The organism is Raineya sp. (assembly GCF_053497555.1).
The window spans coordinates 20,543-43,118 of record NZ_JBRCWE010000113.1 but is presented as its reverse complement, the minus strand read 5'-3'; the positions used below and the strand labels follow the sequence as shown (position 1 = coordinate 43,118).

26 protein-coding genes are annotated in these 22,576 nt (G+C 39.0%); 20 read left to right on the top strand and 6 right to left on the bottom strand.

All coding sequences use genetic code 11. The features are described from left to right. Positions 1-36 precede the first annotated feature (36 nt). Complete coding sequence (locus ACWITO_RS14350; protein ID WP_448530680.1) at positions 37-1,344, bottom strand: prenyltransferase/squalene oxidase repeat-containing protein; 1,308 nt, start codon at positions 1,342-1,344, stop codon at positions 37-39. A gap of 135 nt (positions 1,345-1,479) precedes the next feature. On the opposite strand from ACWITO_RS14350, the gene apaG reads away from it, so the two are divergent. Genes apaG through ACWITO_RS14335 form a run of 3 tightly spaced genes read left to right on the top strand, consistent with a single transcriptional unit; the run spans position 1,480 to position 3,154 of the window. Then, the gene (gene apaG, locus ACWITO_RS14345; RefSeq protein WP_448530679.1) at positions 1,480-1,866 is read left to right on the top strand and encodes a Co2+/Mg2+ efflux protein ApaG; all 387 of its coding nucleotides are present in this window, start codon (positions 1,480-1,482) and stop codon (positions 1,864-1,866) included. A gap of 33 nt (positions 1,867-1,899) precedes the next feature. Further along, complete coding sequence (locus tag ACWITO_RS14340; RefSeq protein ID WP_448530678.1) at positions 1,900-2,412, top strand: C40 family peptidase; 513 nt, start codon at positions 1,900-1,902, stop codon at positions 2,410-2,412. A gap of 25 nt (positions 2,413-2,437) precedes the next feature. After that, positions 2,438-3,154, top strand: a complete 717-nt coding sequence (locus tag ACWITO_RS14335) for a LytR/AlgR family response regulator transcription factor (protein ID WP_448530677.1) — start codon at positions 2,438-2,440, stop codon at positions 3,152-3,154. A 32-nt stretch (positions 3,155-3,186) separates the two neighbouring features. Here ACWITO_RS14335 and ACWITO_RS14330 read toward each other — a convergent pair whose 3' ends face one another. Further along, positions 3,187-3,666 carry a hypothetical protein gene (locus tag ACWITO_RS14330; RefSeq protein WP_448530676.1) on the bottom strand — a complete coding sequence of 160 codons (480 nt, stop codon included), beginning with the start codon at positions 3,664-3,666 and terminating at the stop codon, positions 3,187-3,189. 150 nt (positions 3,667-3,816) lie between these two features. Here ACWITO_RS14330 and trxA point away from each other — a divergent pair, with 150 nt between their 5' ends. After that, positions 3,817-4,134, top strand: a complete 318-nt coding sequence (trxA, locus tag ACWITO_RS14325; protein WP_448530675.1) for a thioredoxin — start codon at positions 3,817-3,819, stop codon at positions 4,132-4,134. 135 nt (positions 4,135-4,269) lie between these two features. Here trxA and ACWITO_RS14320 read toward each other — a convergent pair whose 3' ends face one another. The 3 genes from ACWITO_RS14320 to ACWITO_RS14310 all read right to left on the bottom strand — a co-directional run bounded on the left by ACWITO_RS14320 (position 4,270) and on the right by ACWITO_RS14310 (position 9,205). Continuing rightward, positions 4,270-6,369 (bottom strand): site-specific recombinase, encoded by a 2,100-nt coding sequence (locus tag ACWITO_RS14320; RefSeq protein ID WP_448530674.1) that lies wholly within the window; start codon positions 6,367-6,369, stop codon positions 4,270-4,272. A 70-nt stretch (positions 6,370-6,439) separates the two neighbouring features. Then, positions 6,440-7,087 carry a uracil phosphoribosyltransferase gene (gene upp / locus ACWITO_RS14315; protein ID WP_448530673.1) on the bottom strand — a complete coding sequence of 216 codons (648 nt, stop codon included), beginning with the start codon at positions 7,085-7,087 and terminating at the stop codon, positions 6,440-6,442. A gap of 237 nt (positions 7,088-7,324) precedes the next feature. After that, the gene (locus tag ACWITO_RS14310; RefSeq protein ID WP_448530672.1) at positions 7,325-9,205 is read right to left on the bottom strand and encodes a M1 family metallopeptidase; all 1,881 of its coding nucleotides are present in this window, start codon (positions 9,203-9,205) and stop codon (positions 7,325-7,327) included. Positions 9,206-9,554: 349 nt separating this feature from the next. Here ACWITO_RS14310 and rpsH point away from each other — a divergent pair, with 349 nt between their 5' ends. From rpsH to ACWITO_RS14230, 16 genes are all read left to right on the top strand, one after another. Next, positions 9,555-9,959: a 30S ribosomal protein S8 gene (gene rpsH / locus ACWITO_RS14305; protein ID WP_448530671.1), complete on the top strand. Its 405-nt coding sequence runs from the start codon at positions 9,555-9,557 to the stop codon at positions 9,957-9,959. Positions 9,960-9,982: 23 nt separating this feature from the next. Continuing rightward, positions 9,983-10,537: a 50S ribosomal protein L6 gene (gene rplF / locus ACWITO_RS14300; protein ID WP_448530670.1), complete on the top strand. Its 555-nt coding sequence runs from the start codon at positions 9,983-9,985 to the stop codon at positions 10,535-10,537. Between the two features lie 7 nt (positions 10,538-10,544). After that, on the top strand, positions 10,545-10,892 hold the full coding sequence (gene rplR, locus ACWITO_RS14295; RefSeq protein WP_101359327.1) for a 50S ribosomal protein L18: 348 nt from the start codon (positions 10,545-10,547) through the stop codon (positions 10,890-10,892). Positions 10,893-10,904: 12 nt separating this feature from the next. Further along, positions 10,905-11,417 carry a 30S ribosomal protein S5 gene (gene rpsE, locus ACWITO_RS14290; protein ID WP_448530669.1) on the top strand — a complete coding sequence of 171 codons (513 nt, stop codon included), beginning with the start codon at positions 10,905-10,907 and terminating at the stop codon, positions 11,415-11,417. A gap of 5 nt (positions 11,418-11,422) precedes the next feature. Continuing rightward, on the top strand, positions 11,423-11,602 hold the full coding sequence (gene rpmD / locus ACWITO_RS14285; RefSeq protein WP_448530668.1) for a 50S ribosomal protein L30: 180 nt from the start codon (positions 11,423-11,425) through the stop codon (positions 11,600-11,602). A gap of 87 nt (positions 11,603-11,689) precedes the next feature. Beyond that, positions 11,690-12,136, top strand: coding sequence for a 50S ribosomal protein L15 (gene rplO, locus ACWITO_RS14280; protein ID WP_101359330.1), 447 nt, complete (start codon positions 11,690-11,692; stop codon positions 12,134-12,136). Between the two features lie 6 nt (positions 12,137-12,142). Beyond that, positions 12,143-13,486, top strand: coding sequence for a preprotein translocase subunit SecY (secY, locus tag ACWITO_RS14275; protein WP_448530667.1), 1,344 nt, complete (start codon positions 12,143-12,145; stop codon positions 13,484-13,486). Beyond that, entirely contained in the window at positions 13,486-14,304 is an 819-nt protein-coding gene (gene map, locus ACWITO_RS14270) for a type I methionyl aminopeptidase (protein ID WP_448530666.1), read from the top strand. The genes secY and map overlap by 1 nt, the downstream gene beginning before the upstream one ends. Further along, positions 14,282-14,500 carry a translation initiation factor IF-1 gene (infA, locus tag ACWITO_RS14265; RefSeq protein WP_101359333.1) on the top strand — a complete coding sequence of 73 codons (219 nt, stop codon included), beginning with the start codon at positions 14,282-14,284 and terminating at the stop codon, positions 14,498-14,500. The genes map and infA overlap by 23 nt, the downstream gene beginning before the upstream one ends. 11 nt (positions 14,501-14,511) lie before the next feature. Continuing rightward, positions 14,512-14,628, top strand: a complete 117-nt coding sequence (gene rpmJ, locus ACWITO_RS14260; RefSeq protein ID WP_101359334.1) for a 50S ribosomal protein L36 — start codon at positions 14,512-14,514, stop codon at positions 14,626-14,628. 2 nt (positions 14,629-14,630) lie between these two features. Further along, positions 14,631-15,005 carry a 30S ribosomal protein S13 gene (gene rpsM, locus ACWITO_RS14255; RefSeq protein WP_448530665.1) on the top strand — a complete coding sequence of 125 codons (375 nt, stop codon included), beginning with the start codon at positions 14,631-14,633 and terminating at the stop codon, positions 15,003-15,005. Positions 15,006-15,031: 26 nt separating this feature from the next. Next, complete coding sequence (rpsK, locus tag ACWITO_RS14250) at positions 15,032-15,430, top strand: 30S ribosomal protein S11 (RefSeq protein ID WP_448530664.1); 399 nt, start codon at positions 15,032-15,034, stop codon at positions 15,428-15,430. Between the two features lie 109 nt (positions 15,431-15,539). Next, complete coding sequence (rpsD, locus tag ACWITO_RS14245) at positions 15,540-16,142, top strand: 30S ribosomal protein S4 (RefSeq protein ID WP_448530663.1); 603 nt, start codon at positions 15,540-15,542, stop codon at positions 16,140-16,142. Between the two features lie 70 nt (positions 16,143-16,212). Further along, positions 16,213-17,202, top strand: coding sequence for a DNA-directed RNA polymerase subunit alpha (locus ACWITO_RS14240; protein ID WP_448530662.1), 990 nt, complete (start codon positions 16,213-16,215; stop codon positions 17,200-17,202). 45 nt (positions 17,203-17,247) lie between these two features. Next, positions 17,248-17,775, top strand: coding sequence for a 50S ribosomal protein L17 (gene rplQ / locus ACWITO_RS14235; RefSeq protein WP_448530661.1), 528 nt, complete (start codon positions 17,248-17,250; stop codon positions 17,773-17,775). A gap of 245 nt (positions 17,776-18,020) precedes the next feature. Beyond that, a complete protein-coding gene (locus ACWITO_RS14230) occupies positions 18,021-20,987 on the top strand; it encodes an FG-GAP-like repeat-containing protein (protein WP_448530660.1) in 2,967 nt (988 codons plus the stop codon). Positions 20,988-21,078: 91 nt separating this feature from the next. Here the strand turns inward: ACWITO_RS14230 and ACWITO_RS14225 are convergent, their stop codons facing one another. Then, positions 21,079-22,500 carry a hypothetical protein gene (locus ACWITO_RS14225; RefSeq protein WP_448530659.1) on the bottom strand — a complete coding sequence of 474 codons (1,422 nt, stop codon included), beginning with the start codon at positions 22,498-22,500 and terminating at the stop codon, positions 21,079-21,081. Positions 22,501-22,576: the final 76 nt, after the last annotated feature.

Here is a 22,576-nt window from a genome sequence, read left to right as displayed (position 1 = left end):
AATTTTTGCGTCTCTATGTTTTGTCAAATGATGTTTTTATTTGCCTAAATCTTCCAATTTTTGCAAATCATTTTCTACGGAAAGTATCAGAAGGCAGGTAGCGGTGCAAAAAACAGGGCTGGTAATGCAATGATGCCCTCGCCAACTACCATTTTCCTCCTGAATTTTGATGAGCTTGCCTGAAATATTATTGTACCATTTTTTCCAAGCATTGTCTTTGGCAATAATCAGCGACTCGCCTGTTTGCAAATAGCTCAAAAATTCCTCACCACCATTATTGCCAAAACCTACCATTACCTTATCATCTTGGGCAACTTCTTTGGCTTTTTGGTAAGTTTGATAAGCATTGGCGTATCTTTGGGCTTCGGAGCGTGAAAAGCCTGCTTTTTCTAAATTTTCTTCTGTGGCGGGAGCATTTTGGGAAATTTTGCCTTCCTTACGAGCTTTTGCGAGTTTATCTTCTGCTTCGCGGGCTTCTTTGGCGGCAGAACGGGTAGAGCCTGAAACCGAATACAATACAATGCCTGCTCCCATTTCGGTATTTATTTCACCTGTTTGGGCATTGTAATTTTTTTTCTGATAATCACGAGCTTTGCGTAAGGCTTCATCGTCTATTTTGATACCTTTTTTCTGAGCTGATTCCAAGGCGTTGGTGGCAAAAGAAGACTGCAAAACACCTGCCCAGCCTGCTCCACGAATACTGCCGTCAGTGTTTTGAGCCATTTGTATTTTTTGCGTACAAATATGGAGAGCTTTTTGGGTACGTTCTTGAAGTTTTTTGTCGTTTTGCAAATAATCCAGAGCATTAGCAAGGCTTTGGGCAGTAAGCACTACATCAATGTTCTGTCCCAATTTGGTCTGAATTTGCGTACCTGTTTCCGTAGTGATGTTGTAAGAGTTGGCGGGGGCGGTTTCTACGGCACTAAGTAGGTATTCTAAGGCTTTTTGAGCATTTTCTTTGTATTTACCTTGCGAGAAGGTGTGTCCGTTGCGGAGCAATGCCATTAGCACCATTGCTGTTGTGGCGGGGTCAGTTTTTACTGCGTGAGGGTTCATTATATCTTGGCGGCTATGCAAACCTGCTCCCCAGCCACCATTATTTTGCTGTGCTTCTACTATCCAAGATAGTCCTTTTTTTAGGGAGTTTTCTACATTGGCAGGGTTTTTATAGATAGCCGCATATTCGGAACTTTCCTCGCCCATTATGGTTTTATACACACAACCGTGTGGGTGTTGTATTTCCTCGGGATAGGTCTTTTTGAACAAACGACTGGTTTCGGCACCTGTCCAAGCCGAAATAATTGCACCAATACCAAAAGCCGAAAATTTCAGAACTGCTTTCATACTACAAAAATTTTTAAGTGGAACATATTTTTGTTATTGAGATGAAAGCCTCTCGAATTTTCCATAAAAAAAATTTAGAATTTTGGCGAAATGTTCTAAGATTTTTGTAATTTTGATACATACAACGCTGTTTTTATGGTTACCCAAATTACAGATGGGGTAAAAGTAAGTGTGCAGACCTTATACCACCCCGAATATTCCAATGCCAAGCAATTGCATTATGCCTTTACCTATAAAGTTCGTATTGAAAACGGAAGCAATCATACTATCCAACTGCTTACAAGGCATTGGATTATTTATGATTCCTGTGGTACGATTACAGAGGTAAAAGGAGAAGGCGTAGTAGGAAAGCAACCTATTCTTGAACCCGGAGATATTTACGAATATGTTTCTGGCTGTAATTTGAAATCGGAAATTGGTAAAATGCGAGGAAGCTACACGATGCAACGCCAAATGGACGGCAAGAAACTCACCGTCATTATTCCTGAATTTAAACTCGTTGTGCCTTATCGTTTGAATTGAAATTTTTTTCATAAAAAATCTCAAATAAAACTTATGAATAAAAAATCATTTATTATATTTGTGTGGGTTATTTTGCTTTCGGCTTGTGTTTCGCAGAAAAAGGCTTTACAAAGCAGTAATAGCTTAAATAACAGCCAGCCTGAAAATACTTGGAAAATTGATAAAGTAATACAAACAGCCAAAGAGTATTTGGGAACGCCTTATAAATATGCAGGAAACGACAAAAAAGGCATTGATTGCTCAGGACTTACCTGCAGGGCTTACGAGAGTGTGGGTATCAAATTGCCTCGCATAGCAGGCGACCAAATCCAAGCAGGCAAAAAAGTATCGTTGCAAAATTTACAAAAGGGAGATTTGGTATTTTTCAAAGAATCGGTGAAGGCAAGTAATAAAATTACTCACGTAGGGGTAGTAAGTTCGGTAAAAGAGGCAGGGAAAGATGTTATTTTTATTCACGCTTCCACTTCCAAAGGCGTTATGGAAAGCCAACTTTTTTCAAAATATTGGAAACCACTCATTGTAACTGCGGTGCGGGTAATAGAATAACTTCAAGACACTAAAACTTTGTTTTATGAAAAAATTTTCTTGTATCGCTGTTGATGATAGTCCTATACAACTGACTCTACTCAAAAATTATATCCAAAAAACCCCCAATTTGGAACTTTTGGCAACTTTTGCCAATCCGATTGAGGCTTACCATTTCTTACAAAAAAATAGCATAGATATTTTGCTTTTGGATATTGATATGCCCGAAATGAGTGGGCTTGATTTGCTGAAAATGCTCAAAAAACAACCTGCTACTATTCTTGTTACTTCTAAAACCGAATTTGCTCTCCAAGCCTTTGAACTTGATGCCATAGACTATATTGTAAAACCTCCCGAATATCCTCGTTTCCTGAAAGCCATACAGAAAGCTATACAATTTTTAGAAACTAATGGGAAAGAAAACATAAGCAATGAGAGCAATGCTTCCGAAATTTTTGTAAAGGTTTCAGGAAAACTGATACGCCTGCCGCTCAATGAAATTTTATTCATAGAAGCTCTTTCCGATTATGTGCTGATACATACCGAAGATAAACGGCAATACGTAGTATATGCTACTATGAAATACTTTGAAGAAAAGTTAAGTGCTTACAAACATTTCAAGCGTATCCACAGGTCGTATATTGTGAATATGCAAAAAGTGAAAAGCATTGACGAAAGCCAAAATGTACTGATTGGAGAAAAAACTCTCCCCATTGGAAATACCTACCGAGAAGAGTTTTTGAAAAGCCTGAACAAACTCTGAACTCTAAATTTTTTGAACGTACATCATTACCTTTACTTTTTCTCTTCTTTTTGCATACCGAGCTTCATCAAGTCATCTACGAGTTTGCAAGAAGGAGATTTTTCCAGTTCGTCCAATACTTTTTGAGCTTGGGCTTCGGTCATTTGGGAAGCGGCATTTTTGAATTTATCAAGGCATACATTCAGTTTGCCTGCATCTACATCTTTGCTGAATTTTTGGGCATCATCTACGGCTTTTTTCTGCTCTTTTTCAGGCAAACTCATCAAAGCATTTTGGAACTTTTCAAGGGCTTTTTCTTCACCCAAAGAAAGCATATCGTCAATATATTGCCTAATGCTGGGGTGGTATTGGTTAAAAAAGTTATTAATACAATTGCAGAGTTCATCTGCTACTTTTTCGGGGGTAGCGGCAGAGTTGTTGCGAGAGCCACTATTGCTCTTGACACCTTTTTTGGTAGGTTGGGCGAAGGCTATGCTTCCACTGAGTAGCAAAAACATAACAAAGGAGAACATTTTGGTCATATTTTTGAAAAATTTTAGTTTCATAAAAGTAGGCAAAAAGCGTGCAGAAAACAAAATACTCCTAAAATAATTTTGAACTTTTTTGGGTGAAAATTTGTAATAGCTTTGTGAATATTTTTTCAACCAAAAAACAATACAACAATGGGCAAAAAAACCGTAGAAATCACTGACGCAAATTTTCACGAAATCATCAATTCTGGTAAAACCGTACTAATTGACTTTTGGGCGGCTTGGTGCGGACCTTGCCTAATGATAGCTCCTACTATTGAGGAAATTGCTAATGAAGCAGGCGAAGATTTAATCGTAGGAAAATTAGACGTAGATGCCAATCCGCAAGTTTCTATGCAGTTGGGTATCCGAAGCATTCCTACGCTGATGGTTTTCAAAAACGGACAAGTAAAAGCTACTCAAATTGGTGTTGTACCCAAGGCTACTATTCTCAAAATGCTCAATGCATAAAAGCAAAGACCTGTAAAGTTGATAAAAAAGGTTGTCTGAATATTTTTGAGAGTTCAAAAAGTTTTAACTTTCAACCTCCAACCCAAAACTTTTCAAATCTACTTTCAGAAATTTTAGACATATTCAGAAAGAACTTTATAGGTCTTCTTTTTTTGAGGTTTTCTTTTCATCAGGCAAAAGTTCGGGAATTTGTAAAGGGAAGAAAAATGCCAAAGGCTTTTTGAAAAAGGCTTTCAGCAGTATTTGCACAATTTTTCCTGTTTCTACAAAAGTTACATTTCGGGATTTGAGGGCAATAATAACCGAAAGACCAAAGCTCACCGTAACATTTACCAAACCTATCAAGAAAACACCCAAAAGTGTTTCTAAAATAATTTCCAGAGGCATTTGCCCGTGTTGTACTTGCAGGCACATTGCAAAAGCCCCTCCTGCGAAAGTTACGTGCCGAATATCTATGCCCAAGCCTATAATTTTACCAATGGTAGAAGTTGAGCCTAAAAATATTCCCAAAAAGAAGTTGCTGGCTAAGGCTCCTGTGTTTTTTTCAATGTATGCAACAAACTTTTCAAACAATTGTGAAGGTAAGATTTTCCTGAAAATAGAGTATTTCCGCATACGAGCAGGAATATTATTATAGACCACTTGGTTATCGTAGTAGCCTGCAATCAAGCCTGCTGTCATCAGATATACACCTGCAATGGCGGCATAGAGCAAAGAAAAGCTTGCCCAGGGCGAAAGTTCTTTTACGGTTTTTTCAGCTTTCTGAAAGCCTACTACATCTGTTTCAAAAATCCAAAAATATCCCATTGTAAGCAGGTAAGCCACAGGAATTACTGCCAAAACATTTCCTGAAAGTGAAATGAATTGGCTTCGTATCATTCTGATAAGCGTATGGAGCAACTGTCCGTACAAAACGCGTTCTTTACTTTTAGGACTTTTGAGCCTTCGCCATTCGCTCAAAATATCGGCAATGGTAGAGGCAGTCATTGCGGGCTGTTTGGTAGCCAGCGTGAAATGAAAAATATGTATCAGAATAAAGCCCAACGAGTAGTTGAGGCTATAAAATATAGCCATTAGCAGGGGAGCAGTATCTTGCTCAAGGTAGGAAAGTTTGGCTTTGATAAGCACTAAAAAGGCTACAATTACCCCTCCCCCCAGGGCTCTGCCGAAAAGTTGAAAATACTCTTTCTGATTGCTTGTAATGTAATGCTCGCCTGTTTTGGCGGTATGCTCTACAACTTTATGAGCCAAAAAACTCAAATTATCTGAAAAGTGCTTGCGTAAGCTATATTTTTTGTTTTCTGCCCAAACAATTTCTTTGAAAAAGAAAATGACTTCTTGCAAATTAGCTTCTTTGGAGGTAGGTCTGATGAAGTGTAAAATTTTTTTTAAGCGTTCAATATTTTGTGTAAGTCGTAAGATGAAGTAAGTAATTCGCAAACTGATGCCATACTTTTCTCTGTCTTTGTGCAAACGAGCAATGCTATCTTCACATTGTTGCAAAAGCACCCAAATTTGGTTGTAATCTTCCTCGCTGGGAATTTGGTCGGTAGTAATATCTTTGTATTTTTCGACAAACTTGCTAATTTCAATGAGCATTGAAAGAAAAGGCGAGTTCAAATCGTCCATATCGGGCAACTTCTCAATGATTTCAGGCTCAAGCCCCAAGGAAGTAGCCTTTTGAGCAAGCACTACAATAGCATTGAGCATTTCATTGAGAAAGTATTTTTGCATTTCCTCGCTATCAAAGAGTTGGAGCGTATGAGCCAGTTCTATCCACAACTCATTGCTTATCAGGGTTATCCAGTCGTAGTCATCTTTTTTGTAAAAAACTTCATTGATAACGGTGCGTAACTCGCCTTCGCGATGCAAAGGAGGAAGTATTTTGTAAGAAAGTCTTTCATAAGTTTCTGCCCAAAAGCCTTTACTGCTCATTATTCCTACTTCGGTGAAAACGAGCAGTGGGTTGTTTTGCAGACAGATTTCTTCAATGAGTTTTTTGAGATTGCTACGGGCTTGTGTATCTTGTTGGAGCAGTTGGGTGAGTTCCTGAATTTTTTGCTCGGCAATTTTGCGAATGTTGGTAAAAGTTCGTGGGCGAATGAGGTTCACCAAATCTTTGAGCAGGAAGATGCGTCTTTCTTGGGCTAACTTGGCGTCCAATCCGCTATCAGGATTGGATAAATCGCGATAGAAATCTTGTAGTGAGTTAAAAAAATCCTTGAAAGTTTGCATAGCCGAGTAATTTGAGTGAGTAAGGTATAGTTTTGAAGTTTAGAGGTATAATGTTCTGCTCAAAATAATATTACAATTTTACACCAAAAGCCAAGTCGCCTGCATCACCCAAGCCGGGTATAATATAAGACTTGTGGTTTAAGTCATTATCCAAATCGCCCAACCACAGTGAAAATTCATCAAGGATATTTTCCTGCAAGTAGCTTACTCCTGCTTTGCTGCCAATGATAGCGGCAATATGAATATGCTTGGGCTTTCCGTTTTTGAGCAGTTTTTTGAGAGCTATGCTCAAAGATTTGCCCGTAGCAAGCATTGGGTCTATGAGAATCAGGGTTTTATCGCTTAAATCGGGGGCTACGCTATAATGCAATTGAATTTCAAAACTTTCGTCTTCTTGGTGTTCGCCTCGGTAAGCACCTATGAAAGCACTTTCGGCACTTTCAAAAACATTCAAGAAACCCTGATAAAAGGGTAAGCCTGCACGCAAAATAGTTGCTAAAACTACTTTTTCATCACTGATTTGTACTTGTGCCGTAGCTAAAGGGGTTTGCACTTCTTTTTTATGATAATGAAAAGTTTTAGAAATCTCGTATGCCAGTATTTCACCTATTCGGCACATATTTCGCCGAAAATCAGCTCTATTTTTTTGTGTGTGAATGTTTCGCAAATCTGCAAGCCAATGATTAGCAATTGAGTTCTGTTGAGCAAGTACAAACATAAAATTCAGCGTTTAGACAACTGATACAAGGTAATTATTTGCGTTCAAAAAGTTCAAAGGGTTAAAAGTTGAGGTAAAAGTTTTACTCCGTCTAAATTTTCAATCTCCTAAATCCTGTTTCCTGCTTCCTGACTGCAAACTATACCTAAATAACTACGAAAATTTTACTTCTTCAAATGTTGAAAGTTTATGCAAAAACAAACAATTTAGTCCTGAAAATTATTTTAATCTTGGCTTCTATTTTGCCTGTACAGCTACCCCCAAAGTTTCTTCAATTTTTGCCCTTACAAGGCTATGATAACCACTTTTAGCTTTTTCATAGATTTTTATAGCCATAACTTTGGTGTCGGGGTATTTGCTCATAGCTGTATAAAGTGGGGAAAGAAACTTTCGGCGACCTACATTTATCAAAAATTTTTCAAGTGCGGGGTAAGCCTTTGCGTATTTTTGATGAATACAATGCACAAACCAAGCCGCAAGAATTTCACTATTGCCTGAGTTTGTAAAGCCAAAAGCCTTATCTAGTTGTTCCATATCTTGCAAAGTCATTGTATTGGGCAAGTGGCGAATGAAATGAAGCCACTCGTGGCTACTCCAAGTTGCAGTTTGTAGGCTATCGGCTTGTTTATGAGCTATCCATTTTTTGAGTTCTTCATCAACTTTTTCAAAGCGTAAAGAGCGGACTTTGGGGCAATTATCGGGAATACCTACTCCAAAAATCCAATCCTGATAGCGTATTTTGTGGGTGAGAGCCTCGTTCTTTTCCAACAATTCTTTTTCCAAAAATTTAATAAAATTTTCGGTGTTCATTGCTTCAAAAGCAAAAGTTTTGAAATACTTTTTGACAAAACTATCAAACTTTTCTCTACCAATATTTTCTTCAATCAGACGCAAAAAGAAATAGCCTTTTTCGTAGGCAATTTCTGTTACGGCATCATCAGGGTTGCGTTGGCGAAGGTCTAATTGCAATTTGGTATCTTTGCTGTTGGCTCCTAATTCTTCAATATCGGCAAGTAAATCCTGATAGCCCAAGAGAGCTAGCATTTCGGCATAATCTCTGCCTTCAAGTTCTTCCATTATGCGTCTTTCAAAATACACCGTAAAACCTTCATTGAGCCAAAAATCGTTCCAAGTGGCATTGGTAACCAAATTGCCTGACCAAGAATGAGCCAGCTCGTGAGCAACCAAACTCACCAAAGATTTATCGCCTGCAATAATAGTAGGTGTGGCAAAAGTAAGTCTTGGGTTTTCCATTCCACCAAAAGGGAAACTGGGGGGCAATACGAGCAAATCGTAACGTTCCCATTCATATTTTCCATAGATTTGCTCGGCAATAGTTACCATTTTGCCTAAATCTTCAAATTCTTTGCGAGCAGTATCCAGCATTGCAGGCTCGGCATAAATGCCTGTGCGTTCATCAATAGGGGCAAATTCTAAATCGCCAACTGCTATGGCTACCAAATATGCAGGAATAGGTTGGGGCATTTCAAATTCGTAAATGCCACTTGCATTTTTAGTTTGAGGATTTTTTGCCGACATCAGAGCCAGCAGGCTATCAGGTACTTGCACGCGTGCCTTGTAAGAAAATCTTACGCCCGGGCTATCTTGGCAAGGGAACCAACTTCTTGCCAGCACGCATTGCGATTGGCTGAATAAAAAAGGGGATTTTTTGCCTGCGGTTTGTTCGGGAGCAAGCCATTGCAGAGCCGCCGCTTCGGGAGAAGTTTCGTATTCTATGGCTACAGCTTTCGTATCGGGCTGGATTTGAATACTCAAAGGCTCACCAAGATATTTTACTGATTTACCTATTTTGAAAGAAGCATCTTCGCCGTTATCCAAACGAACCCTCTTGATAGTGAGTTGGTCAGTATCTAAAATCAGTTCTTTGACTTTGTGGGGGTTTTCAAAATGAACAAGAGCTGTACCCGAAAGCACTTTGCGTTCAAAATCAACCTTTAAGTCTAATTCTAAATGGTGCATTTGTACCTTATCGGTATTGGCAAAAGAGTGAATATCTTTGAAGTATTGCATTTTCTTTTTGGGTTTAGATAGTTCCTGACAACCAAATAACGCAAAAACCCCTATCCAAAGAGAAAAAAGAGTGTTTTGCAAAGTCATATAAAATGTGTTTTGATACAAAGAAAGCAAAAATAAAGATTTTTTTGAAAAAAAATAGCAATTGTTTGGGTTTATTGGATTATGGAAACAGGAAACAGGATTTAGGGGATTGGAAATTTAGATGGAGTAAAACTTATATCTCAAACGCTTAAACCTTTGAACTTTCTGAACTAATTACAAAAATAGCTTTAGTGCCGAAAATGTTAAATGCTAAAAAAGTTTTTATCAATCTACCGAATAACAGATTTTGAGTAACTTAAAAAAATTTTTACCTTTTTATTTGGTAATCAAAATTTATTCGTATATTTGCGTCCTCAATTTGAGGGCATAATATTTTAATGCAAGGAATATGGTAACAACAGACCCTATAGCCGATTATCTGACAAGAATCAGGAATGCTATCAAAGCAAGACATAGAGTAGTGGAAATCCCTGCTTCAAACATAAAAAAAGCAATTACGAAAGTGCTTTTTGAAAAAGGGTATATTCAGAACTACAAATTTGAGGAAACTCCCAATCATCAAGGGGTTATCAAGATTGCTTTGAAGTATCATCCTGCCACCAAAGAATCTGCTATCACCAAACTAGAGCGAGTGAGTTCGCCCGGTTTGCGTAAGTATGTAGGCGTAGAAGATATGCCAAGAGTCCTGAACGGTCTGGGGATAGCTATCCTCTCTACTTCCAAAGGAGTAATGACCGATAAGGAAGCACGCACTTTGAATGTTGGTGGTGAAGTGTTGTGCTACGTTTATTAGTATAACGTCAAAAATTCAAAAAAATGTCAAGAGTTGGAAAGAAACCCATTGCTTTACCTGCCAAAGTTACTGTGAGTGTGAGCGGTAACGAGGTGAGTGTAAAAGGTCCCAAAGGCGAACTTCGCCAAACCATTGACCCCGATATTAAAGTAGTAGTAGAAAACGGGGCTGTACGTGTAGAAAGACCTACCGACCAGAAACGCCACAAGGCACTTCACGGCTTGTATCGTGCCTTGATAAACAATATGGTAGTAGGTGTTACAGAGGGCTACAAAGTAGAATTAGAATTGGTAGGGGTAGGTTACAAAGCCAGTGTATCGGGCAATGTGTTGGAACTTGCCTTAGGGTATTCACACCCTATTTTCTTTGGTTTGCCTCCTGAAATCAAGGCGAGTGCGGTTACAGAAAAAGGGAAAAACCCTACCATTACTTTGGAATGTATAGATAAGCAACTTATCGGACACATTGCCGCAAAAATCCGCTCATTGCGTCCTGTGGAACCTTACAAAGGTAAAGGTATTCGTTTCGTGGGCGAGGTAATCAGAAGAAAAGCAGGTAAAACAGCGTCTAAAAAATAATTGAGCTATGGCAACGCAGAAAGATATTCGCAGAGAAAAAATCAAACGTAGAATTAGAGGCAGAGTGTTGGGTACGCCTGCTCGCCCTCGTTTGTCGGTATTTCGTTCCAATACGCGTATTTACGCCCAAATCATAGATGATACGCGTGGAGTTACGCTTGCAAGTGCCTCTTCTTTTGATTTGAACGCTACCAAACTTAATATTGAGGTAGCAAAAGAAGTAGGAAAAAAACTCGCCGAAAAAGCCACTGCCAATGGTATTAAGGCAGTAGTTTTTGATAGAAACGGCTACCTATATCACGGCAAAGTGAAGGCTTTGGCTGATGGAGCAAGAGAGGGAGGTTTGCAATTCTAAAAAAACGAACTTATGAACAACAAAAAACATATCCGAGTTAGCGACGTAGAACTCAAAGAAAGAGTAGTAGCTATTGAGCGTGTTGCCAAAGTGGTAAAAGGAGGAAGACGTTTTAGCTTTGCCGCTATTGTTGTAGTAGGCAATGGCGATGGTATCGTAGGTTATGGATTGGGCAAAGCCAACGAAGTAACTGATGCCATTACCAAGGGTATCAACGATGCCAAAAAGAACTTGGTGCAAGTACCTATCCTCAAACATACCATTCCTCACGAAGCACACGGAAAATTCTGTGGAGGCAAAGTATTCATAAAACCTGCCGCACCTGGTACAGGAGTAATTGCGGGTGGTGCGATGCGTGCTGTGCTTGAAAGTGCAGGTATAAAAGACGTTTTGGCGAAATCCAAAGGTTCATCAAACCCTCACAACGTAGTAAAGGCTACCATTGATGCTCTCTTGAAACTTCGTGCTCCACATACAATTGCACAGATGAGAGGAGTAAGTTTGCAAAAAGTTTTTAACGGATAGAAACAATGACAAAGGTAAAAGTTACACAAGTACGTAGCCTAATTGGTCGTCCTGAAAGACAACACAAAATTATGGCTTCTTTGGGGCTGGGAAGAATTGGCAAAAGCCGTGAGTATACCCTTACCCCACAAATTCAAGGTATGATAGAAAAAGTTAGCCACCTTGTAAAAGTGGAAAATCTATAAAATCGTTTAAGGTTTGTGTATATGCCAAACCTTAAACTTCTCAATGAAGTATAGCGTTCAGCGAAAGCGAGTTAAAACAGAAAAACAATGAAACTACACGAATTAAAACCTGCCGAAGGTTCAGTAAAAAGCAGAAAAAGAATAGGGCGTGGTCCTGGTTCAGGTAGAGGTGGTACTTCTACACGCGGACACAAAGGGGCAAGGTCTCGCTCTGGCTATAAAGCCAAGAGAGGCTTTGAAGGTGGTCAGATGCCTTTGCAAAGACGTATCCCCAAGTTTGGTTTCAAAAATCCTTTCAAAGTTAGCTACAAGCCCATCAATTTAGATACTCTTGCCGAGCTTGCCGAACAATTTGGCGTTCAGAGCATTGATGTTGCTTTCTTACAACAACACGGCTTTGCAGGCAAAAAAGATTTGATAAAAGTTTTGGGTAGAGGCGAGTTGAAAGCTAAATTAGATATTACTGCACACGCATTCTCCCAAACAGCTAAAGAAGCGATTGAAAAAATGGGCGGTGTTGCCACTACTATTTAAGCAGATATGAAAAAGTTTATCCAAACCATAAAAAATATTTTTGCCATTGAAGAGCTAAGAAAGCGTATTATCAATACGCTCATCTTGCTTATTGTGTTTCGGGTAGGGGCTCATATTGTTTTGCCCGGGATAGACCCTGACAAACTCGTTAAGCAAGCAGGCAATACAGCAAGAGGCTTTTTGGATATTTTCCTTGGTGGGGCTTTCCAAAATGTGGCGATTTTTGCCTTGGGAATTATGCCTTACATATCAGCCTCTATTGCGGTACAATTGCTTTCTGTGGCTCTGCCAAGCTTTCAAAAAATGCAGAAAGAGGGCGAAAATGGCAGAAAGAAACTAAACCAACTGACCAAGTATCTGACTATCGCTTTTACTTTGGTTCAGTCTTATGCTTATTTACAAAATCCTGATATTTTCATTGCTCTCAACCCTAATATTAGTCCTGCTTTCTTTACGGCTTATGCAATGGTAATTCTTACAGCGGGTACTATGTTTTGTATGTGGCTTGGTGATAGAATTACCGATAAGGGTATAGGCAATGGAGTTTCAATGCTCATAATGATAGGTATTGTTTCACGCTTTCCACAAGCTATTTACTTGGAACTTACTGCACGTTTCGGAAGCAAAGCCGCACCGGGTAGTCCGTTCTTGCTTGTAATGGAATTTGTGCTATTATTTTTCATTGTGCTTTTGGTAGTAATGGTAACGCAAGCGGTACGCCGAATAACTATCCAATACGCCAAGCAAGTTGTAGGCAATAAAGTCTATGGTGGGCAAAGGCAGTATCTACCGCTCAAACTTAACACAGCAGGGGTAATGCCTATTATTTTTGCTCAGTCTTTGATGTTTTTGCCTTCGCTTCTTGCAGGTTTGTTTTCAGATAAAAGCCAGTTTGCACAAGCCATTGTAACGGTTTTTTCCAACCAATTCAGTTGGCAGTACAACCTGATTTTTGCAGTAATGATTTTACTATTCACTTATTTCTACACAGCTATCACTATCAATCCTAAACAGATAGCTGATGATATGAAACGAAATGGTGGATTTATACCCGGTGTAAAACCCGGTGAGCCTACGGCTGAATATATTGACAGCGTATTATCAAAAATAACCTTGCCCGGCTCATTGTTTTTAGCATTCATTGCTATTGTACCTTCGGTGGTACGCGTAACAATGGGTACAGACTCTAACTTTGCAATGTTTTTTGGAGGTACTTCTCTTTTGATTATGGTGGGGGTAGTATTAGATACCTTACAGCAAATAGAGAGTTACTTGCTAATGAAACATTACGAAGGTCTGATGCAATCGGGTAAAATTAGTGATACATCTACTTTGGCGGCAGTACAATAATGAAAGATGTAATTCTAAAAACCAACGCAGAAATAGAAATTATCAGGGCAAATGCTCAGATTTTGGGCAAAACCCACGCCGAAGTAGCCAAGTGGATTGAACCCGGCGTAAAAACTTCAAAGCTCAATCAGATAGCGGAAGAGTTTATCAGAGATAACAATGCAAAACCCTCGTTCAAGGGGTATCAGTTGAAAGAATCTCCGCCGTATCCTGCGGCTTTGTGTATTTCGGTGAATGAACAAGTAGTACACGGAATACCCGGCGACTACGAACTGCGAGAAGGCGATATAGTTTCTATTGATTGTGGCGTATTCAAAGATGGCTTTCATAGCGATAGTGCATATACATACGCAGTGGGTGAAGTAAAGCCCGAAGTGCAAAAACTTTTAGACGTAACCAAAGCCGCTTTGTACAAAGGTATTGAACAGGTGCGTTTTGGAGCAAGAGTAGGAGATATAAGCTACGCTATTCAGAAATATGTAGAAAGTTTTGGTTTTTCTGTAATCAGAGAACTGGCAGGGCACGGTGTGGGAAAAAATTTACACGAAAAACCAGATGTACCCAATCACGGCAAACGTGGAAAAGGCGTAATGCTTAGAAATGGAGCAGTAATTGCCATTGAACCAATGGTAAGTATGGGGAAAAAAGAAGTGATACAAGAGGAAGATGCTTGGACAATCCGTACCGTAGATAGAACCCCTGCCGCACATTTTGAGCATACCGTAGCAGTAGTAAGTGGAAAAGCAACTATCCTGACTACTTTTGAATATATTGAAGAAGTTTTAGCAAAAAAATATGGCAAAGCAGGCGTCCATTGAACAAGACGGAATTATTACAGAGGCTCTTTCCAACGCAATGTTTAGAGTAGAGCTTCAAAACGGACACGAAATCATTGCTCACATTTCGGGTAAAATGCGTATGAATTACATCAAAATTTTGCCCGGCGATAAGGTAAAGGTGGAAATGTCGCCCTATGATTTGACCAAAGGCAGAATCGTTTATCGTTACAAATAAAATTTACGGATATGAAAGTACGTGCTTCAGTAAAAAAACGCAGTGCAGACTGCAAGGTAATCCGTAGAAAAGGAAAAATCTATGTGATTAACAAAAAAAATCCTAAATACAAACAAAGACAAGGTTAGTTATGAGAATCGCTGGTGTAGATATTCCCAACAACAAGCGTGGAGAAATTGCTCTCACGTACATCTATGGAATTGGTCGTAGCTCAGCCCAAAAAATTCTTTCCAAAGCAGGTATCTCTTGGGACAAAAAAGTGGCTGAATGGTCTGATGATGAAGCGGTAAAAATTCGTAATATTATCAATGACGAATACACTACCGAAGGACAACTTCGCTCACAAGTGCAATTGAGCATCAAGCGTTTGATGGATATTGGTTGCTATCGTGGTATTCGCCACCGCAAAGGCTTGCCCGTGAGAGGTCAGAGTACCAAAAACAACTCTCGTACGCGTAAAGGTAAGCGTAAGACCGTGGCTAACAAGAAAAAGGCTACTAAATAGTAGGTAAAGTTTTAACTTCTGAAATTATGGCAGCGAAAGATAACAAAAAAGAAAAAGTAAAAAAACGCTTGGTACAAGTAGACCCCGTAGGGCAGGTACATATCAAAGCGTCTTTCAACAATATCATCATCACCATTACCAACAACAACGGACAAGTAATTGCTTGGTCTTCGGCAGGGAAAATGGGTTTCAGAGGCTCTAAAAAGAATACCCCTTATGCCGCCCAAGTAACCGCTTCGGATTGTGCTAAAAAAGCCTTTGATTTAGGACTTCGCAAGGTAGATGTATTCGTGAAAGGACCTGGTTCGGGCAGAGAATCTGCTATCAGAACTGTACAGGCTACGGGTATAGAGGTAATGACTATCCAAGATGTTACTCCACTACCCCACAATGGCTGTCGTCCTCCTAAAAGAAGACGCGTTTAATGAAAATTTTTGAGAGTTATGGATTGCAAGAAACCAATCAACTTAGGTTTGTGCGGTAGGCTTGCAAGACTAATTCTATAAGTTTCACTTTTTAACCCTTTACAAAAAAATGGCAAGATACACTGGTCCGAAAGCAAAAATAGGACGTAAGTTTGGTGAAGCTATCTTAGGAGCAAATAAATATGTGCAAAAGAAAAACTATGCTCCGGGTATGCACGGCAGAGGCAAGAAAAGAAAGCAGTCTGAATATGCTGTTCAGCTTGCCGCAAAACAAAAAGCAAAATACATCTATGGTGTATTAGAAAGACAATTTGCAAAAATTTTCCACAAAGCAAGTATCAAAGAAGGTATTACAGGGGAAAACTTGCTCAAACTTTTGGAAGCACGTTTGGATAATACGGTATATCGTTTGGGTATTGCTCCTTCACGCCGAGCCGCCCGCCAGTTGGTTTCTCACAAGCATATCACCGTGAATGGTGAAATCGTGAATATACCTTCTTATCAGTTGCGTCCGGGTGATATTGTGGGAGTGCGTGAAAAATCTAAATCCTTAGAGGTAATTGTAGAGAGCTTGGCAAAACGCTCCAACCGATTCAACTGGCTGGAATGGGATAACAAACTAATGCAAGGTAAATTTGTTTCTTACCCTGAAAGAGAGCAAATTCCTGAAAATATCCAAGAGCAACTCATTGTAGAATTGTACTCTAAATAATTCTGATTTTGAAGGTTTGCCCGCTCAAACCTTCAAAATTCAAACCAAAACTTTCAAAAATCGTAAAGATATGTCCATTTTAGCGTTTCAGATGCCCAGCAAAGTAGTGATGGAAAAAGCCGATGATTTTCACGGCTTGTTTGAGTTCAAACCTCTGGAAAGAGGCTACGGAGTAACCATTGGAAATGCTTTGCGTAGAGTATTACGCTCTTCTTTGGAGGGCTATGCCGTTACAGCTTTCAGGATTCAAGGAGTTTTGCACGAATTTTCTACCATTCCCGGCGTAGTGCAAGATGTTACGGAAATTGTACTCAATCTCAAAAAAGTACGTTTCAAAAAGATTGCTGATGTAGCAGAAAACAAGATAAGCATACAAATCAAAAATAAAGATGTGCTTACTGCTGGGGATATTGCCAAATTCTGCACTTCCTATCAAATTACCAATCCCGATTTAGTAATTTGCGAAATGGATAAGTCCGTGGTGCTGGATATGGAGCTAATCGTAGAAAAAGGACGTGGCTATGTACCTGCCGAAGAGCATAAACTTCCTGACCAAACGCTAAATTTTATAGCTATTGATTCTATCTTTACGCCTATCAAAAATGTAAGATATGCGGTAGAAAATACAAGGGTAGAGCAAAAAATTGACTACGAAAAGCTCATTATTGAAATAGAAACCGATGGCACTATTCACCCCGAAGAGGCTTTGAAAAATGCCGCTCATATTCTCATACAGCACTTTATGCTATTCTCCGACCAAACTATGACCTTTGATGTAGTGCAGAAAGAAGAAACCGTTACTGTTGATGAAGAAGTATTGCGTATGAGAAAACTGCTCAAAACCCCGCTGGCTGACCTTGACCTTTCGGTACGTGCTTACAACTGCCTTAAATCGGCAGATATTAAGACACTTGGCGACCTTGTGCAGTTAGAAATTGCCGATATGATGAAATTTAGAAATTTTGGTAGAAAGTCCCTGACCGAACTAGAGCAACTCGTAGCTGAAAAAGGCTTACATTTTGGTATGGACGTTGCCAAATACAAACTTGATGAAGAATAATGGTTGGATTTGAAGCCCCTTGCTTCTTAAAACATTTTAATTTTTATGAGACACGGAGATAAAGTAAAAAACCTAAATAGAACTGCCTCGCATCGCGAAGCAATGCTGGCGAATATGGCAAGTTCCCTGATTTTGGAAAAACGTATCACTACTACGCTTGCCAAAGCAAAGGCTTTGCGAGTGTATGTAGAGCCGCTCATTACCCGAGCCAAAGAAAGCAACAATACCACTACGCTTCAAGCAATGCACAATCGTAGAACTGTGTTTGCTTATTTGCAGAATAAAGAGGCTATCAAAGAACTCTTTTCAGAAGTTTCTGCAAAAGTAGGTAATCGTAATGGTGGTTATACACGTATTATTAAGTTGGGTACGCGTTTGGGCGATGGAGCAGAAACTGCTATCATTGAACTCGTTGATTTCAACGAAACCTTCCAAAAAGAAGCTAAAACTGAGAAAAAATCACGTCGTAGCAGAAGAGGTGGTAAGAAAACCAAAACAGAAACCACTGAAACGCTCTCCCAAAATACAGAAAACACTGCTAACAACGAGGAAAATAACACAACCCAAGCCTAACGGAGTGTTAGTTCAAATACTCAAACCTACAAGTTGGCAAAAACTTGTAGGTTTTTTATTTACCTTTTGCTACAAAAGGTATAAACAAAATGACAAGCCTTTCCGAAAATTACACTTGTAAATCTTTTTGATACTTTGGTATATTTTATAGGTATTTTCGTATAGTTCTGGGGCTACGAAGGCGATTGAGGAATAAATTTGTATAAAAATTGCTTTATTCCTACTACACACAAATCTTTACACCAATGATAGCAAGAATAACTATAAGTAGCCTGCTCTATTTGATTTTTTCAATAAATGTCAAGGCACAATTGGATTTTTCTACGTTTAGAAATGTTGCGACGGGCTTTCCTACTTTTGTTCAGCGGAATTTTTTAGAAGCCGCAGACCTTAACGGAGATGGTATAGCCGATTTGGTAACTACCAATGGCACATCTGATTTATCAGTAATGATGATTGATAGAAATGGATTTGCCTTGGGGTCTCCAAGTTTATACAATGTTTCAGGAACTAGTTTGTATGGCATTGTAATGGCAGATATAGATAGCGATGGTGATAACGACGTGGTTGTTTCAGATGAAGATAAAGGTATTGTTGTTTTCACTAATATAGGCACAGGAGTTTTGAACACTCCAACTAATTACGGTATTCCCGGTCCTCCTTTTCAAGGGGCGAGAGTTATTAAAAGCATTGATTATGATGAAGATGGGGATTTGGATATTATTACTTATTTCCAAACGATTTCTCCCTTGGTACATAGAATAGCTTTTTTTAACAACGATGGCACGGGGGGATTTACTTGCATTGTCAAGGATATTCCCGACCCCGCTCCCCCCACTTATTTGATGCCCTCTTACAATGTAACTCACTCTCTTGCAGTTGGGGTTTTTGATGCTTCGGCGAATAAACCTGAAATTCTTTTCACAAGCTATACTTTTAATAGAGTGTATAGAATTTACAATTTGAATAATCCTACCCTAAACTCGGCTGTGGCAGTACCCGGTATTTTTGCCGCTTTTAATTTTAGTTTAGATGTTGGTGATATAGACCAAGATGGCTTTACCGATATTGCTATCTCTTCCGATACTACTTTTAGCTCCGCTAATGTTATTACAACGATTAGGGGTGATGGTTCAGGTAGTTTCAATTATTCTGTTCCTGCCAATCGTTGCATAATTCCGATAAACGCTCCTAACTATCTATACCAAGTAAAATTAGCTGATTTGGATAATGACTCAGATTTAGATTTATTATGCTCACGAAGAGCCTCAACTTCTTCATTTCCAATATGGAGAAATACAATGGGTTCTTTTTCTTCTACTTTTACACTGGATACCGAATTACCAATTATAAATGCAACAGCGATTGCAGTTGCAGATTTTAATACAGATGGCATACCAGATGTAGCTGTTACAAGGCAAGTTGGAGATAATGTGTGGGTTGTACTGAATACCTCTCCACCTACCACTGCCGCCCCTCCACCCGATAATCAAATATTAGGTGATGCTTCAGGTAGCTATCTGATTCACAGGGCTGACGCTGTTTTGAAAAAAACAACAGATTTCACCGTAGAAGGTTGGTTTCGGTTTAGAACACCAGGATTTATAGGAGACGACCAGTACTTTTTTTACAACGGAGATATTAACGCACCCAATGGCTTTGGATTATACTTGCAAGATGGCTCGGGAAGGCTCATTATTGATGCATCAGGAACACATATAAATACTGGTTTCATTTTAACTTCAACAGATGCTCGTTGGCATCATTTTGCTATGGTGCGTGATAAATCGGGGCAGTGGCATTTTTATTTAGACGGAGTAAAAAATACGGGTACTTTATCCTCGGGAGCGGTTGTTACGCCTGATAGAAGAACCGTTTTTTTCAAAGATGATGATAATGGTACAGATAACCATTCTTTACGAGATGCAGGTTTGCAAGAGTTTCGCTTTTGGGGTACGGCTTTAGATGAAAAAACTATTAGAGAATGGATGCACGTACAAGTAAATAGAACCCACCCCAAATATTTTACTTTGGTTTCGTATGTGCCTATGGATAGAAACTTAGGAAATGGAGATATAGCCTTTACAATCAATCCTTTTACTTTTCATAGAGTAATAGAAATAGAAAATCTTGGCTCTATGGACTATTTCAATGGAGAAGTTGCTCCCGTAGGTGATGGAGGTTCTGCTACCAGTGTGAGCGGCTCTGCGGATTTTAATCAACGTCCCAAAGTAGATATTTTGATAGATTTTGATAATGCAGGCACTTTCCCCAATGGTAATATTGTTATTTCTCGTGTGTATGACAATATGCCTGATGACTTTTATCCCAGCATCACGACCCTTGTGTATAGCAAGGTGTTTTGGGTATTTCGGCAGTATGGAGGAAATACTACTTTTTCAGATGTTGATGAAATTGAGATAGATATAAAAGAAGACCAATTTCGCAGTGGTTTATATCCTATTCTCAATACACCTTCAGACCCCAATCCTTTGGCAGAGGCTTTCAAAATTTTTATGCGTCCTATTGGTAATACAGACCCCAGTGCTTGGGTGCAAGTAGGATATGGAGAAGGTTTTGGAAGTGTAAGAGCTCGCCGTCCTTCTAGTACCGTCAATGAATTTGGTAGGGAACTTGTTGTAGGAGTTGATGTAGATATTTTACCTGTGCGTCTTGTGAGCTTTACAGGAAGGAAAATCAATCCGAGTACAAATCTTTTGGAATGGGTAACTTCTTTTGAGTTCAATAACGAAGTATTTGAAGTGGAAAAAAGTTATGATGGCAAAAGTTTCTTTAAGATAGGTTTTGTGGCAGGTAAAGAAAAAGCTACGAGTTTGAGCAAATATGAGTTTAGAGATGTATATCCAGAGGCTTCTGCCTACTATCGTTTATCGCAAAAAGATAGAAACGGCAAAAAAAGTTATACACAAGCCATTTACATAGCTTCTGAAAATGAAAATTCTCTTTTTGGTATTTATCCTAATCCTACTACTGATAAAGTACAACTTCGCCTGCCAAGTGAAGAAACAATGATTCAGTGGGAATTGAAGTTGTATGATTTACAAGGTAACTTACACTTATCGGTGCAAGGAAATAAAGCAAAATTAGAAGAGGCTTTGAGCAAAAAAATCCCTGACCTCAGTAGAGGTTTGTATGCTATAAACTTGCACAATGGAGAAAAATTGTGGAGTACCAAGTTGGTAAAGAAATGAGAGAAAAATAGACTTGCAGAAAAATACAAGGGACACCTTTACTATGCGTAGGTGTGTCCCTTGTGTATTTTTGTTTCAGCAACAACTATAACTATTTGGTTATTAGTTCGTAGCAACCCCAGTGATAAGTGGTATTTCCTGTTTTCTCGTCTATTACAAAAGGATTTTCGGGGTCTCCCTCAATGAAACTGATTTTCTTGATTGCTTCGGTTACACCTTCAAAATACAAAATGAAAGTGTGCATTTCTCCGTAAGCCGATGATTGGCTATAAGGAGCAAGAGCGATATTAAATACTTTGGTTACGGGGTAAATTTTTTTCGTTGTTAAATCGTAAGCATTGAAGGCATTTTTACCACCCGGAGCATCGGTACGAATAGCAGAACCTCTGACAAAAGTAGTATTCACGGTTTGGAAATAGGCAATAGCTCCTTTATCGGTGTATTGGATTTTGTCTAAATAAAGCAAACCGCTCCCTTTGCTATCACATTCCATAGTATATTTGGCTTCTCTTACGATTTTTTGCTTGCTTAGGAAGGTAGCAAAATCAAAGGCTTCATCTTTGGCTTTTCCGTTGCTGTACTCAATAGTGCGAGTTGGTTTCCATTCTTTTTTATCATTTTCACGGAAATTATCTTGTGTTTTGCCGTCTCTTACGCCATTTTTTACTTCAATAAGTGCAATTTCTGACTTGCCACTCAAACTCATTTCTTTTACTACACCTGTGAAGGGTTGCCCATCTTTCAAGAATTTTTCAGAAGCGATAACATCATTGTTGTAGGTAATAACAGCCACTATGCCATCGGCGTAATAGTTTTTCCATTCACCTACACGATTGTTTTTGCTAAAAGTACCTTCTTGTACAAGGGTTTCTTTATCTTCCCAAATATGGAATTTTTTGTAGGCACCGTCATAGAAATTAGAAAAAGAACTTGTTAGCGGATTGATTTGCTGATAACCATCAATTTCCAAACGTCTGCCAAATTTTTTACCTGTGGGTTTTTTGTTATCGTCCAGATGGTCTGCGGTATAGTAAAAAAACATTTTTACTTTACGAGGAAACTTATTGGCATCGGAAAGAAACACGTATTTATGGTCTAATACTTTGGTTTCGGGGTGGTAGAATTCTACTTCTTTCAAATCGCCTTTGTCAAAGGTTTCTATGGTTTCAAGGATACCTCCTAAAATGTAGTTTTCTATTTTCCCATTTTTTAGTCCCGTAAAATAGTTCCCTTTTTCTACCATTTCCTTACCTTCTAGCCCCATTGTGTATGTTTCCAGAGAGCCGTGCAGAAGTTCGCCTTGGAAAGAGCCTTTGCTATTGCCTACCTTGCCCCCTTTTACCCAATAATAGGTTTTACTGGGGTCAGGAGTGATTTTACAACCTACACATACTTCGGCGGTACCTTCTTGGTCGCCGTCTTTGATTTTTACTTTTTTGGTTTGGTATTGTCCCAATACAAAACCCGTAGCTACAAAAAATAGCACTGCAAGCAGGTAAAACTTTTTATTCATAATGTTTTTGTGTTTTAATAAGAATTAATCAAGTATTAACACAATTTGTGCCGAAGTTACAAAAAAATTAACGAAT